This is a genomic window from Streptomyces sp. NPDC002754 (genome assembly GCF_053592315.1).
The window spans coordinates 209,169-222,656 of the sequence record NZ_JBSFVM010000010.1; the positions used below are offsets into that span (position 1 = coordinate 209,169).

At 71.0% G+C, this 13,488-nt stretch carries 13 protein-coding genes; 7 read left to right on the forward strand and 6 right to left on the reverse strand.

The window, feature by feature from the left end; translation table 11 throughout:
- Positions 1–42: 42 nt before the first annotated feature.
- Positions 43–882 (reverse strand): lysozyme, encoded by an 840-nt coding sequence (locus ACWD2L_RS22185; RefSeq protein ID WP_351336598.1) that lies wholly within the window; start codon positions 880–882, stop codon positions 43–45.
- A gap of 251 nt (positions 883–1,133) precedes the next feature.
- Here ACWD2L_RS22185 and ACWD2L_RS22190 point away from each other — a divergent pair, with 251 nt between their 5' ends.
- Positions 1,134–1,634: a MarR family winged helix-turn-helix transcriptional regulator gene (locus ACWD2L_RS22190; RefSeq protein ID WP_351336716.1), complete on the forward strand. Its 501-nt coding sequence runs from the start codon at positions 1,134–1,136 to the stop codon at positions 1,632–1,634.
- Positions 1,635–1,709: 75 nt separating this feature from the next.
- Here ACWD2L_RS22190 and ACWD2L_RS22195 read toward each other — a convergent pair whose 3' ends face one another.
- Positions 1,710–2,501 (reverse strand): protein phosphatase 2C domain-containing protein, encoded by a 792-nt coding sequence (locus ACWD2L_RS22195; RefSeq protein WP_351336600.1) that lies wholly within the window; start codon positions 2,499–2,501, stop codon positions 1,710–1,712.
- A gap of 392 nt (positions 2,502–2,893) precedes the next feature.
- Between ACWD2L_RS22195 and ACWD2L_RS22200 the strand changes: the two genes are divergently transcribed.
- From ACWD2L_RS22200 to ACWD2L_RS22220, 5 genes are all read left to right on the forward strand, one after another.
- Positions 2,894–5,788 (forward strand): nitrate- and nitrite sensing domain-containing protein, encoded by a 2,895-nt coding sequence (locus ACWD2L_RS22200; protein WP_451190622.1) that lies wholly within the window; start codon positions 2,894–2,896, stop codon positions 5,786–5,788.
- A gap of 35 nt (positions 5,789–5,823) precedes the next feature.
- Entirely contained in the window at positions 5,824–6,291 is a 468-nt protein-coding gene (locus ACWD2L_RS22205; protein WP_351336606.1) for a roadblock/LC7 domain-containing protein, read from the forward strand.
- Positions 6,288–6,746 (forward strand): DUF742 domain-containing protein, encoded by a 459-nt coding sequence (locus tag ACWD2L_RS22210; RefSeq protein ID WP_351336609.1) that lies wholly within the window; start codon positions 6,288–6,290, stop codon positions 6,744–6,746. Before ACWD2L_RS22205 ends, ACWD2L_RS22210 begins: the two co-directional genes overlap by 4 nt.
- A gap of 19 nt (positions 6,747–6,765) precedes the next feature.
- Positions 6,766–7,356 (forward strand): GTP-binding protein, encoded by a 591-nt coding sequence (locus tag ACWD2L_RS22215; RefSeq protein ID WP_351336719.1) that lies wholly within the window; start codon positions 6,766–6,768, stop codon positions 7,354–7,356.
- Between the two features lie 95 nt (positions 7,357–7,451).
- The gene (locus ACWD2L_RS22220) at positions 7,452–8,708 is read left to right on the forward strand and encodes a styrene monooxygenase/indole monooxygenase family protein (RefSeq protein ID WP_351336612.1); all 1,257 of its coding nucleotides are present in this window, start codon (positions 7,452–7,454) and stop codon (positions 8,706–8,708) included.
- 135 nt (positions 8,709–8,843) lie between these two features.
- Here the strand turns inward: ACWD2L_RS22220 and ACWD2L_RS22225 are convergent, their stop codons facing one another.
- The 4 genes from ACWD2L_RS22225 to ACWD2L_RS22240 form a co-directional block, all read right to left on the reverse strand.
- Entirely contained in the window at positions 8,844–9,995 is a 1,152-nt protein-coding gene (locus tag ACWD2L_RS22225) for a C40 family peptidase (RefSeq protein WP_351336615.1), read from the reverse strand.
- A 136-nt stretch (positions 9,996–10,131) separates the two neighbouring features.
- On the reverse strand, positions 10,132–10,410 hold the full coding sequence (locus ACWD2L_RS22230; RefSeq protein WP_351336618.1) for a hypothetical protein: 279 nt from the start codon (positions 10,408–10,410) through the stop codon (positions 10,132–10,134).
- Positions 10,411–10,457: 47 nt separating this feature from the next.
- Positions 10,458–11,183: a TetR/AcrR family transcriptional regulator gene (locus tag ACWD2L_RS22235; RefSeq protein ID WP_351336620.1), complete on the reverse strand. Its 726-nt coding sequence runs from the start codon at positions 11,181–11,183 to the stop codon at positions 10,458–10,460.
- A 35-nt stretch (positions 11,184–11,218) separates the two neighbouring features.
- Complete coding sequence (locus ACWD2L_RS22240; RefSeq protein WP_351336623.1) at positions 11,219–12,157, reverse strand: AurF N-oxygenase family protein; 939 nt, start codon at positions 12,155–12,157, stop codon at positions 11,219–11,221.
- Between the two features lie 148 nt (positions 12,158–12,305).
- Between ACWD2L_RS22240 and ACWD2L_RS22245 the strand changes: the two genes are divergently transcribed.
- The gene (locus ACWD2L_RS22245) at positions 12,306–13,412 is read left to right on the forward strand and encodes a ferritin-like domain-containing protein (protein WP_351336625.1); all 1,107 of its coding nucleotides are present in this window, start codon (positions 12,306–12,308) and stop codon (positions 13,410–13,412) included.
- Positions 13,413–13,488 lie beyond the last annotated feature (76 nt).

Consider the following 13,488-nt stretch of genomic DNA (forward strand, 5'->3'; position numbering starts at 1 on the left):
TCTCGTCCGACAGCGGGGCTTGAAATGCGGGGCTGAAGCGGGTCAGCCGTTGGCGAGGGCGACTATGCGGTCGAGGGCGCCGTTGAATTTGTTGTGGTCGCCGACCGTCGGGCCCGTGGAGGTGTACTGCCACATCGTGTAGAAGCCCCAGCCGGCCGGGAGCGTCCCCACGGTGGAGGCGTACCGGGCGATCCACAGCGGGTTGTTGGCGGCGAAGGCGCTGGAGTTGCCCGTGCACTCCGTCCACCAGCTGGTCGCCGTGTAGATGACGGCGTCACGTCCCGTGCGGGCCTTGTACTGGTTCACGAAGTCCCGGATCCACGTCACCATCGCGGACTGCGACTTGCCGTAGCAGGAGGCCCCGTACGGGTTCCACTCGATGTCCAGCGCACCCGGCAGCGTCTTGCCGTCCTTGGACCAGCCGCCTCCGTGGTCCACGAAGTAGTTGGCCTGTGTGGCGCCGTTCGTGGTGTCCGGGGTCGCGAAGTGGTACGCGCCGCGGACCATGCCCACGTTGTAGGAGCCGTTGTACTGCTGCGCGAAGTACGGGCTCGTGTAGTACGTGCCTTCGGTGGCCTTGGTGTAGGCCCAGCGCACGCCGCTGTTCCAGAGCGTCGACCAGGCCACGTTGCCCTGGTGGCCGGAGACGTCGACGCCTTCGGTCTGTACGGCGTTGGTGCCGTTGGTGGGCGGCGGGGAGCCGACGCCGTCGTGTGCGGCGACCCCCATGCCCATGTGGGCCTCGCCCCGGGCGGGGGTGTCCGCGGCCTGCGCCGCGCCGGGCAGGGCGAGGAGGAGGGAGAGCGACGCGAGCAGGGTGCCGGTGATTCCGAGGCGGCTGCGGCGTCTGCGACGGGTGGGGACAGGTCTCTGCACGGGCATGAGCGGCCTCCGAGAACGACGTGGGGTGACGTGCGGTGGCGCCAGTGCGCTAGATGGTGTGTGCATGCCACGAATGGGCAGTGAAAAAACTCTACGCATGTAGACCCGTGGGTGGGAAGAGGGGTCGGTGTGTGCCGTTGGTCTACTCCTGCGAAATACTGGTGGAACTGCGGTGATGCCCGTGATGGGCGATAACTTTCAGACCCGGGAACCCCCGGGAAGTAGGGGAAAATCTGGTCATGGGTGCTGACGTGGGCGAAGACGGAAGCGGCGGGCGACGGAGCGCGGAAACCGAACCGCGACCCGCGGCCGTGCCGACGGCTGTGGACGGTGAGTTCCTCGCTCTTGAACGCGAGTTGACCGTCTTCCTGCGCCGGGCCCGGGCCAACTCCGGCGAGATGGCCCGCGAGGTCCACCCCGACCTGGAGCCGGCCGCGTACGGGCTTCTGGTGCGCCTGGAGGAGTGCGGGGCGCAGCGGGCCACCGAGCTCGCCGGGTACATCGGCGTCGGCAAGGCGACGATGAGCCGGCAGCTGAGGGCCCTGGAGGAGCTCGGCTTCGTCGACCGCGAGCCGGATCCCGCCGACGGGCGGGCGTGGCTGGTCTCGCTCACGGAGTCCGGGCGCGAGCACTTCGGGGAGGTGCGGGATGCGCGGCGGATGCGGTATGTGCGGCAGCTGGACGGGTGGGATCGGCGTGAGGTGGCGGAGTTGGCGCGGTTGTTGCACCAGTTGAATGTGGGCGCCGAATAGAGATTGCGCCGCACCGGCGTTGCGGTTGCGGGACTCTGCCCCGGACCCCGCGGGCTCTCGTCACAAGAGCGGGGCTTAACCGAGCTCTACGTAAGCCAAGGTCGCGTCGTCGTGGGTTTTGCTGCGGCGCAGGTACGTGCGGGTCTCCGCGTCCGCGTCCTCCAGGGCGCGGACCCGGGACACCACCGCCTCCGCGCCCTCCTTGCGTACGAGGGTGAACAGGTCCGCCCAGTCGCCCTCGCGGAACTTCTCCACCCAGCGCGTCACGCCGTCGGTCATCGCGGCGAGCGCCCGCACCTCGGCCCGGGGGAGCGTGCCGGTCACCGCGCGCCGTGCGACCGATGGATCCGCGGCGGCGGTGAAGAAGCCGCCCTCCTTGTTGCGCACCGTGGCGTCGGCCACCTCGTTCGATACGAGGTTGGCGCGCGGGACCCGGTCGAGACGGTCGTCGAGCAGCGGCGTGACCGCTCCGTCGGGGGCCTCGACGAGCAACGCCGAGTCGGAGAGCACCAGATGCTCCACCCGCTCCGCGTCCCAGCGAGCGATCACGATGGTTGCCTGCGGAGTACGCGGGTGAGAAAGGTCACACGTGTCGCGATGGGCGTCGGCGGTCCGGGTGATCGCCGCGCTGAGGGCGTCGGCCAGGCTCATGTCCCGCCGCGAAACGGACAGTTCGGCCAGCGCGCCGCCGAGCCGGGCGGTGAACCACGGCACGGAGTGCAGGCAGCCGGCGTCGGTGGCCGGAGGGGTGACCCCATCGAGCACGACGAGCGAACCGCCGTGCCCGGCGGCCGGTGCGGCAACCGATACGTAGTCCTCGTTGGGTCGTCCGGTAGCGCCCGGCTCGGTGGTCAGTTCGATGCGCATGCCGTCAGTCTGCATGAGGTGCCATCACGGGGTGGTGGCGCGCCACGAGTTGGGCCGGGTTCGACCGGTGGGGATTCCGGGCGGATCGCGCAGTGCCCCGAAGGGGCCCTCTGGGCGCCGGGATTGCGCGGAATGATCACTTCCGTCGGTGGTGTGGCGGGGCATCCTGCCAAAGGCCGCCGAAGACGTCCAACCGGCGCGCGGTTGACGGAGGGTGATCGCCACACGGGAACTTGCTCCCCAACTCCCGCTCGATGTTCACTCCTTCGGGTGGCGGGCTCGGTGATGAGCGCCCCCTGCTCACCGGCACTGGGAGGGTCAGGGGCCAGGCCAGGAGGGTCACGAGTGTTGACGCAGCGTCACCCGGGCCCATGCTGTAGGACGAGTCAGGAATGCGAGCACCAGTGGGGAACACCTCCGGCGGTAATGGGGCCATTGGGCCGGGCGGTCCGGACGCTGCGGCCGCACCGGGGTCGACGACTCGGGGCTCTGCCCCGGACCCCGCGACCCAATCGCCGGCGGGGCTTGATGGTTCGCCGGCGGGGCTGAATGTGGCGGGGCCGAAGGTGAAGGGCAAGCCCGCCCGCGTCCGGAATCGCTTGATCGTGGCGGTGGCTGTCGTTGCCGCGGCTGTCGTCGGTGCCGGGGCGCCGGTGATCGTCGGCGCCTCCGATCGCGTGGGCACGTCGCAGACCCTCGTCGACGACGCCCAGCAGACGCAGCGCTCGCTCGCCCTGTCGCACGCGCTCGCGGACGAGCGGGACGAGGTCACCCGGTTCATCGCAGCCGGCCGCTCCAAGGGGCAGGGGCTGAGCGAGGAGCGCGGAGCCCGCGTCGACCGGCAGGTCGACGAGCTGCGCGTGGACGCGCCCGCCCCGCTGCGCCGCACCCTCGACGACGTCGCCGCCGTGCGCCGCTCCGCCCTCACCGGCAAGGGCTCCGCCCTGGAGGCGCACACCGCGTACTCGCGCTCCATCGGTGAACTGCACGCGCGCGCAGAGGATCTGGCGGAGCGCATACCCGTGCGCGCCGGCTCCGGGGCGTACGCCCTCGCGGACCTGGACCGCGCCGTCGAGCAGGCGTCCGCCGCGCGCGGCCTGCTGCTCGCCGCGCTCGCCGTGCCGCGCACCACGACGACTCAGGTCAACCCGGCCACCGGGCTGCGTGAGCCGGTCGTCGGCGAGTCCTCCACCGCCGACGGGCAGCGCGACGCGCTCAGCGCCGCCGGCCAGCGGGCCAGGGTGCGCGAGCAGGCCGCGCTCGACGACTTCCACGACTCGGGGACGACCGCGGCCGTCGGTGCGTACGACTCCACGGTCACCGGCCCGGACGCCGCCCGCGCCGAGACGTACCTGAAGCACCTCGCCGACGCCCCGACGCTCAGCGCGGCCGAGCTGCGCTACAACCCCAAGAGCGTCGAGGCCGCCCTCACCGCCCGGATCGACCTCATGCGGGGCGCCGAGGCCGCGCTCGGGGACCAGCGGGTCAAGCGCCTGGAGCAGCTCCGCGACGACGACGTCACGGCGCTCGAGATCAGGATCGCGCTCGTCGGTTTCTGCCTGCTCGTCGCCGTCGGCGTGGCCATGGCGACGGCCCGCTCGCTGACCCACCCGCTCGCCGCGCTGCGGATCGGTTCCGCGCGCGTCGCGGGCGACCCCGCCGTCCAGGAACCGGTCAAGTACAAGGGGCGCAACGACGAGTTCGCCCAGGTCGTCGACTCGATCAACGCCCTGCACGCGCACGCCGTCGGGCTGCACGGACGCCTCGGCACCCTGGAGACCGACCGCAAGCACCTCGTCGGCGAGCGCCAGCGGATGGCCGACGAGCGGGACCGGCTGCGCGGCGAACTCCGCGACACCGCCGGCAAGCTGGACCGGGTCAAGCACTCGATCCACGGGACGTTCGTCAATCTGGCGCTGCGCACCCTCGGGCTCGTCGAGCGCCAACTCGGCATCATCGAGGGCCTGGAGGAGCGCGAGCAGGACCCGGACCGGCTCGCCACGCTCTACAAGCTCGACCACTCCGCCACCGTCATGCGGCGGCACAGCGAGAACCTCCTCGTCCTCGCGGGCACCGAGCGCGGGCCGCAGCACGGGGGCTCGGTGGCGCTCGTCGACATGGTGCGCGCCGCCGTCTCCGAGATCGAGCGCTACGAGCGGGTGCGGATCGCCGCGCTGCCGCCGCACGCCCACATCGCCGGATTCGCCGCCGACGACCTCAGCCACCTCATCGCCGAACTCCTGGAGAACGCCACGTCGTTCTCGCCGCCGGACGCCTCCGTCGAGGTCTCAGGCTGGCTCCTGGAGAGCGGCTCGGTCATGCTCTCCGTCCAGGACGAGGGCATAGGGATGACCGACGAGCGGATGCGCGAGCTGAACACGCGGCTCTCCTCCTTCGCCGTCGAGGAGGCGCACGACCCCGAGGACGTCGACGGGTTCGGGCTCGGCCTCTACGTCGTCGCGCGGCTCGCGGTGCGGCACGGCGTGCGCGTACGGCTGCGCGAGCAGAAGCAGGGCGGGGTGGCGGCGGTCGCCGTGCTGCCCGCCTCGCTCTTCGCCTCCGCGCCCGCCGCCTCGGTGCCGCCCGCCGTCCTGGTGCCCGGCGCCGCGCCCGCGGTCCGCCTCGCGGGCTCCGAGGCGGAGGCCAACTCCAATGAGCTGTACGGGCGTACGGAGCCGGAGCAGCAGCTTCCGGAGTACGGCGACCCGCTGATCGAGGCGGCCGAGCAGGCCGTGCGCGAGTCGGCCGACGCGGTCGAGGCCGCCGACGTGGTCGAGGCCGCCGACGTGGTCGAGCCGCCCGTGGAGTCTCCCGCGGAGACCCCCGCGGAAACGACCATGGAGCTGAGCACACCGGTCCCGCCGGAGCCGAAGCCGGAGCCGGAGCCCGTCGACCCGGAGCCGGAGCCGGAGCCGGAGCCGGAGCCCACCCCCGAACCCGTCGCCGAGCTGCCGCACCCGCGCGCGCCCCGCGATGAGCAGGACGGCCCCGCCGGACACCCCGAGCAGCCCGACCAGCTGCCCGAACGGGAGGCCGAGCCGGAGCCCGAGCCGGCCGAGCGCGTCACCGCCAAGGGGCTGCCCAAGCGCACCCCGAAGGTGGCCGCCCCCGCCTCCGCCCCGAAGCCGCGCGCCAGCTCCGTGGACGCGGAGGCGCTGCGCCGCAAGCTCGGTGGGTTCCACCGCGGCGCCACCGCGGGCCGTCGTGACGTGACGGCGGAGTTCGCCGAGAACCCGGGACGTAGCAGTGAATCCGAGGGGGACACAGCCGAGGAGGCAAGCAGTTGACTGCGCCCACCCCTGCACTCAACGGACCCAAGGGAATGAACGGTCTCAGTAGCGAGGCACGCAATCTGCACTGGCTGCTGACCGACCTGGTCGAGGAGGTGCCAGGCCTGCAGTCCATCGCGGTCGTCTCGTCCGACGGGCTGCTCCTGCTCTCCTCCGACCCGGGTCGGCACGACGCGGCCCCGGCGAACGACCCGAGCACGGGACCCAAAGGGTCGAGCGCCGACCTGGCGGCCATCGTGGCCGGGCTCGGTTCGCTGACCATCGGCGCCGCCAAGCTGATGGACGGCGGCGGCATCAAGCAGACGATGGTCGCGATGGACGAGGGGAGCCTCTTCGTCATGTCGATCAGCGACGGCTCCCTGCTCGGCGTGCACGCGTCCGCGGACTGCGACATGGGCGTCATCGCGTACCACATGGCGCTCTTCGTCGGCCGTGCCGGGCACGTCCTGACGCCCGAACTCCGCAGCGAACTGCGCCAGTCGATGGAGGCCACCCGATGACCCCGGGCACTTCAGGCAGTGCACACAGTACGAACGGAACGAGCAGGGCGTACGGCGCGAGCAGGCTTCCCGTGCGCGGTGGCGACCGCAGGCCCGCCCGCGTCCGCCCCTACTCGCTGACCGGCGGCCGCACCCGCTTCGGCCATGTGCTGCTCGTCGAGACGTTCATCTCCAGCACCGCGGCGATCGAGGGTCCTGAGGACCGTCCCGAGCTGGGGAAGGGCGGGCTCGCCGGCATCATGCCGGAGATGCGCGCCATCGTCGCGCTGTGCCGTCGCATGCGCACGGTCGCGGAGATCGCCGCGCTGCTCAAGATGCCGCTCGGCGTGGTGCGCGTGCTGCTCAGCGACCTCGCCGACCAGGGAAAGATCCGTGTATACGGAACAGGCCACGGCCCCGGACAGCCGGACCGGGCACTCCTCGAAAGGGTGTTGAGTGGACTCCGCCGCCTCTGAACTGCTCGACGAACTGCCCATGGAAGAGGAGCAGTTGCAGGCCTGGCAGACCGACAGGACCCGGGCCCCCGTCGCCACGAAGATCATCGTGGCGGGCGGCTTCGGCGTCGGCAAGACGACCCTGGTCTCCGCCGTGTCCGAGATCCAGCCCCTCGAGACCGAGGCGCTGATGACCCAGGCGAGCGAGGAGACCGACGACCTCACCGCGACGCCGGGCAAGACGACGACCACGGTCGCCATGGACTTCGGCCGCATCACGCTCGACGACGACCTGGTCCTGTACCTGTTCGGCACGCCGGGGCAGCAGCGGTTCTGGTTCATGTGGGACGACCTGGTGCGCGGCGCGATCGGCGCGGTCGTGCTCGCCGACACCCGCCGCCTGAAGGACTGCTTCCCGGCGCTCGACTACTTCGAGAGCTGCGGACTTCCCTACGTCGTGGCGGTCAACCACTTCGACGGTACGACGGAGTTCGCGCCCGACGACGTACGGGAGGCGCTCACCGTGCCGCCGCACGTTCCGGTGCTGATCATGGATGCGCGGCGCCGCATCGCGGCGGTCGAGACGCTCCTGACGCTGGTCGGCCACGCCCTGGACGCGACCCCCGAGTAGTCGCGCGCCGCCGTGTCCGCACGGCGGCACCGGACCCGCACAGTGGTCAAGATCCGCCCCTCACACACTAGTTACGGCAGTTAAGGCAGTCTCATATGTCGCGGAAGATACTCGTCGTGGGAGCCGGCCAGTCCGGCCTCCAGCTCGCCCTCGGCCTGCAGACCCAGGGGTACGAGGTCACCCTGATGTCCAACCGCACCGCCGACGAGATCCGTTCCGGGCGGGTCATGTCGACGCAGTGCATGTTCCACACGGCGCTCCAGTACGAGCGTGACCTCCAGCTCAACTTCTGGGAGTCGCAGGCCCCGCGGATCGAGGGCCTCGGCGTCTCGGTCGCCGCCCCGGGCTCGCACGACCCCGGCCCCACGCAGCGCGCCATCGACTGGGTGGGCAGGCTCGACGGCTTCGCGCAGTCCGTCGACCAGCGCGTGAAGATGGCCGGCTGGATGGAGACGTTCGCGCAGCGCGGCGGGCAGCTCGTCATCCACGGCGCGGCGGTCTCCGACCTCGACTACTTCTCGCGTACGTACGACCTGGTGCTGGTCTCGGCGGGCAAGGGCGAGCTGGTCTCGATGTTCGGCCGGGACGCGTCGCGGTCCCCGTACGCCGAGCCGCAGCGGGCCCTCGCCGTCGCCTACGTCCACGGGATGGGCGTCCGCCCCGAGCACCCGGACTTCGACGCGGTGCGCTGCAACCTGGTGCCCGGCGTCGGCGAACTCTTCGTGATGCCCACGCTCACCACCTCCGGCCGCGCGGACATCCTGTTCTGGGAGGGCATCCCCGGCGGTCCGCTGGATGCGTTCAAGGGCGTCAAGGACCCCTCCGAGCACCTCGCGCTGACGCTGGAGCTGATGGAGAAGTTCACGCCGTGGGAGTACGCGCGCGCCACGAAGGTCGAGCTGACGGACGCGAACGGCACGCTGGCCGGGCGTTACGCCCCGACCGTGCGCAACCCCATCGGCCGGTTGCCCTCCGGCGGTGCGGTGCTCGGTGTGGCGGACGTGGTCGTGGCGAACGACCCGATCACGGGGCAGGGCTCCAACTCGGCCTCCAAGTGCGCGGCGTCGTACCTCGCGTCCATCGTCGAGCACGGTGACAAGCCGTTCGACGAGGACTGGATGCGGTCGGCGTTCGACCGGTACTGGGAGACGGCGCAGCATGTCACGAAGTGGACGAACACGATGCTGCAGGCGCCGCCGGAGCATGTTCTGAACCTGATCGGTGCGGGGATGCAGTTCCAGCCGGTGGCCGACCGGTTCGCGAACGGGTTCAACGATCCGTCCGACTTCGAGAACTTCTTCTACGACCCGGCGAAGACGGGGGCGTATCTGGACTCGCTCACGGGCGCGTAACCGCTCCGCGGGTCTGCGGGTGGTGGTCCTCCGGTGCCGCGTGTCGGGGCGACGGCGTTGCGGTCTCGGGGCTCCGCCCCGGACCCCGCTGCTCAATCGCCGCAGGGGCTTGAATGGCTTACCCGCCGCAGGGGCTCAACCCGTCGGTGCACCCGCCGCCCCGTACCCCGTGCCGGCCCCGGCCTTTGCCCCCTCGGGCAGGGTCGGGGCGCGGTAGCCGGACATCGGTGACGACCCGGGGTCCGGGCGGACCGCTCCGAGGAGGGGGTTCGCCGCGATGGGGGAGACCTTGACGCGGGTGCCGGGGCGCGGGGCCTGTACCACCTTGCCTTCGCCCAGGTACATCGCCACGTGCGTGGCCTTGGGGAAGTAGATGACCAGGTCGCCGGGGCGCAGCTCCGACATGGGGATGTGTGGCAGGGACGCCCACTGTTCCTGTGAGGTTCGCGGAATCAACTGCCCGGCGTGGGCCCAGGCCTGCGACGTGAGGCCCGAGCAGTCGAAGGAGTCGGGGCCCTCCGCGCCCCAGACGTACGGCTTGCCGATCTGGCGGACGGCGTAGGAGAGCGCCTCGTCACCCGCCTTCGACGGCGCCCTGCCCGTCGAACTGAGCGCCCCCGACGCCATGAACGTCTGCTGCGCCCGCGACGTCCCCGCCGCCTCCAGGCGTGCCACATCGGCGAGTTGGTCGGCGGTGAGGGAGGCGAGCAGCTCCTCGACCTCCTTCAGCCGGTCCTGCACGGCGTCCCGCTCCTTCTTCTGCCGGTCCGCGAGCCGCAGCTGCTCGTCCAGCGCGCCCCGCGCCTTCGTAGCCAGCGCGTCGGCCTTCTTCTCCCGGCCCGTGAGCCGCTCCACGGTGGCCTGCCGCTCCCGCGCGGCCCGCCGCACCACATGACCCTCGTCGAGCGCCCGCTGCGGATCGCGCGCGAGGAGGAGGCGCAGGTACGGGGAGAACTCGCTGCGCCCCTGGTACTGCTCGCGCGCGAGCCGCCCGGCGTCGGTGCGGCTGCTGTGCAGCGACGACCGCGCGGCGGCCAGCTTCTTCGCGAGGCCGTCCGCCGCTTTGCGGCGCTCCTTGAGCGCCTCCTCCGTCGCGTTGTACGTCTCCGTGGCCGCCTCGGTGTCCTGGTACAGGCCCTGGAGATCGGTGAGGAGGTCGGCGACGGATCGCGTCCCGCCGGGTCCCGGACGCGGCTCGGGGCCGGGGGCCGCGCTCGCGGGCAGCGGCGTGAGCAGCGCCCCCGTGACGGCCGCCGTGCACGCCCACCGCACCAGCCTGCCTGACACCTGATCACCTCCGGTGCGGGACAACGTCTGTGCCCCACACCGTCAACAGGAACAGAAAGGCGCGCCGCCCACGCGCCGGGCTGCTCGCTTCGGCGCAACCAGGCCACCCGTCCGGTGCCCACCCGGCGCGCCGCCTTTACGCCTGCGGCGACCGGTTCCTCGACCACGGCCACCTGACGGTCCGCTCGACCTTCCCGTCCGGCGCGAACACGTACCGCCACTTCGCCAGGAGCCGCATCCGCTTCCCGCCGGGCGTGGCCTCCCGCACGTACACGAGCACGGTGTCCGGGCCCCCGCCGGCGTCCGGCACCGGCACCTTGTACACCTTGGGCGGATTCCCGGTGGCGGTCACGAACACGGGCAGCACCCGGCCGTCGAGGGGCCCGCCGGCAAAGGGGATGTCTTCGCTCTTCACGCCACCAGTGTCACGCAGGGCCCAGTGCAACGGTCACGCGGAGCGGCTCACAGCAGATGCGCCGCATCGCTCACCACCGGCAGCACCCGCCGCGCCAGTTCCCCCACGAGGCCCTCCCGTGACTCCATCGCGAGCGCGTACCGCACCACGTCCGCGGTCTGCGGGTCTCGGCCCGCCGTCGCCGTCAGGACCGCCAGGAACTGGTCGACGAGGCCGTCCCGCAGCTCGTCCAGCGGTGGCTGCTTGTCCTCGTCGAGCCAGATCAGCGAGGCGGCCTCCACCGCCGTGATCCACATGCGGACGGTCATCCGCAGGCGCGGTCCCGGCGCCGCCTGGCCGAGGTGGCTGAGGATGTGCTCGGCCGCGGCCCGCCGCACCCCGTCCACGATCGCCGTCGTACGGGAGGTCTCCGCCACGCTGCCGCCCTGGAGCAGCGCCGCGAAGCCCATGTCGTGCTGGTCGACGAAGCCCAGGTAACGGTCGAGCGCGCGGGTCAGGCGCGCGGTGAGCGGGCCCTCCGGGGGCTCGGCGAAGCACTGCTCCAGGTCGTCGGCCGCGGAGCGCAGCGCGGCCTCGTACAACTGCTGCTTGCCGCCCGGGAAGTAGCGGTACACGAGGGGCCGCGACACCCCGGCGGCCTCCGCCACATCGTCGAGCGAAACGTCTTCCGGAGCCCGGTGCGCGAACAACGACAGCGCCGCTTCGAGCAACTGCGCCCGCCGCTCCTCGACGCTGAGCCGTTTGTAGGCGGGCGTACCGGTGGCCGAGGTCATACCTCCGAGCGTAACCGGCACGTCGACCCCGCCGACTAGGCCAGAAGTCCCGAGGACCGCCACATCTGGCGGCCGACGCCGCGCAGGACGCCGATGTCGTCGAGGAAGTCCGTCAGGCGCTTGGCGCCGGTCTGCATGACCTCGCGGCGGTGGCCGCTGGCCTTGACCTGGGCCATGGCCTCCCGCTTGTCCAGGCCCACGTTCTCGTACACCTGGGGGTTGATGAACGCCACGGAGAAGACGCGGGCGAACTCGCCCGATGTGACGCGCGTGAACTCCTGCGACCAGCGCGGCGCCGTCATCATCTGGCGCCGCAACTCCTCGCGCGCGTACCGGACATGGCGTGCCTCCTCCACGACGTGGATGCGCGTCACGCCGCGGACCAGCGTCTGCACGCGCTCGTCGGGGAACGTCAGGCGCTGCATCCAGTCGAGGACCTCCTCGCCGAGCAGCGTCGCCGTGAACGAACCGGGCGTGGTGGAGATGGTCTTGAAGAGGCGGCCCAGGTTCTGGTGGGCGCGGCCCACCGGGTACCAGGGCGTGTCCCCGCGCGAGATCAGCCGCGCGAACATCTTCGAGTGCCGGCACTCGTCCTCGATCTCGGTCAGCGCGTAGCGCACGTGCGCGCTCGTCGCCGCCTTGTCGTACACGTGCCGCACGAGCAGCTGCATCAGGATCAGCTCGAACCAGATGCCGAGCGAGGCCAGGGCCGCAGCCTCGTGCTGCGACAGCCGGATCCGCTGTTCCTCGCCCATCCGCTTCCACAGCGGCGTGCCGTACAGGGACACCAGCTCGGGCGGCCAGAACCACTTGCCCTCCTCGAAGGGAGCGTCCCAGTCCAGCTCCTTGTCCGGGTCGAAGGAGTGCTTGGCGGAGGAGGCGAGCAGCCGCTCGGCCACCTGCTCCCGGTCCTTGAGCAGACCGAGCGCGTCGCGCAGTCCCGCGAGCGCGTCGGCTTCCGTCATGGTCGTCATGGCTGTCCCCACCTCGTCGTACGGGTTACCAGCGGTCACGCCTGTATCGATTCTTATGAGACTGCGCGTCAGCAAGCCCGTCAATCCCTTGCGCAGGACTCCGCACGACTTGTTGACCGCGCGTCTACCACCGTGTGAGCCTGCCAGCATGGCGACGCATGAGCTGTACACCAAGGCCCCGAACGGGTCCAACTGGCAAGTACCGTCCGCCAGTTCGGCTCGCCTCAGCTGGGAATACGACGACGGGCGCGACCGCCTCCTCTCCCTCTACCAAAAGGGCAAGGACAAGCAGTGGGACGGCGCCAAGCGCATCGACTGGGACCTGGAGGTCGACCCCTACGACCCCCTCGGCACCCCCGACGACGCGCTGGCCCTCTACAACACGCCCTACTGGGCGAAGATGACCGACAAGGACAAGGCCGAACTGCGCAAGCACTCCGCCTCCTGGCAGTTCAGCCAGTTCCTGCACGGCGAACAGGGCGCGATGGTGTGCGCCGCGCGGATCGTGGAGTCCGTCCCCGACCTCGACGCCAAGTTCTACTCGGCGACGCAGACCATGGACGAGGCGCGGCACGCGGAGATCTACGGCCGCTTCCTGCACGAGAAGCTCGGGATGCTGTACCCGATCAACGACAACCTGCAGTCCCTGCTCGGCGACACGCTCCGCGACTCCCGCTGGGACATGCCGTACCTGGGCATGCAGGTCCTCATCGAGGGCCTCGCCCTCGCCGCCTTCGGCCTGCTCCGCGACACCACGGACAAGCCGCTGCCCAAGCAGATCCTCGCGTACGTGATGCAGGACGAGGCCCGCCACGTCGCCTTCGGGCGGATGGCGCTGCGCGACTACTACAAGCAGCTCTCCGACGCCGAACTGCGCGAGCGCGAGGACTTCGTCATCGAGGGCTGCTACCTGATGCGCGATCGGCTGCGCGGCATCGAGGTCCTGGAGAACTTCGGCATCCCCAAGGCCGACGCGGAGAAGTACACGGAGCAGTCCGAATTCCTCGCCATGTTCCGGCAGTTGCTGTTCTCCCGGATCGTCCCGTGCGTCAAGGACATCGGCCTGTGGGGCAAGCGCCTGCAACAGGCCTACGTCGACATGGGCGTCTTCGACATGGGCAACTCCAACCTCGACCAACTCATGGCCCAGGACGAGGAAATCGCCGAAAAGCTCGACGCGGACCGCTTCGCCGCGGAGGAGCGGGAACGGGTGTCGGAGGTGGAGGAGGCCGTCGAGGCGGGCAAATCAACCTGACCAAGCCCAATTCAAGCCCCGCCGGCGGTCTTTCAAGCCCCGCCGGCGATTGAGGCGCGGGGCCCGGGGCAGAGCC

Bases quoted from the DNA above. Each gene is read 5' to 3' on its own strand.
- ACWD2L_RS22245 (WP_351336625.1), top strand. From the start codon at position 12,306: ATGGCGACGCATGAGCTGTACACCAAGGCCCCGAACGGGTCCAACTGG.
- ACWD2L_RS22235 (WP_351336620.1), bottom strand. From the start codon at position 11,183: ATGACCTCGGCCACCGGTACGCCCGCCTACAAACGGCTCAGCGTCGAG.
- ACWD2L_RS22205 (WP_351336606.1), top strand. From the start codon at position 5,824: ATGAACGGTCTCAGTAGCGAGGCACGCAATCTGCACTGGCTGCTGACC.
- ACWD2L_RS22195 (WP_351336600.1), bottom strand. From the start codon at position 2,501: ATGCGCATCGAACTGACCACCGAGCCGGGCGCTACCGGACGACCCAAC.
- ACWD2L_RS22215 (WP_351336719.1), top strand. From the start codon at position 6,766: ATGGAAGAGGAGCAGTTGCAGGCCTGGCAGACCGACAGGACCCGGGCC.
- ACWD2L_RS22200 (WP_451190622.1), top strand. From the start codon at position 2,894: ATGCGAGCACCAGTGGGGAACACCTCCGGCGGTAATGGGGCCATTGGG.
- ACWD2L_RS22220 (WP_351336612.1), top strand. From the start codon at position 7,452: ATGTCGCGGAAGATACTCGTCGTGGGAGCCGGCCAGTCCGGCCTCCAG.
- ACWD2L_RS22240 (WP_351336623.1), bottom strand. From the start codon at position 12,157: ATGACGACCATGACGGAAGCCGACGCGCTCGCGGGACTGCGCGACGCG.
- ACWD2L_RS22185 (WP_351336598.1), bottom strand. From the start codon at position 882: ATGCCCGTGCAGAGACCTGTCCCCACCCGTCGCAGACGCCGCAGCCGC.
- ACWD2L_RS22210 (WP_351336609.1), top strand. From the start codon at position 6,288: ATGACCCCGGGCACTTCAGGCAGTGCACACAGTACGAACGGAACGAGC.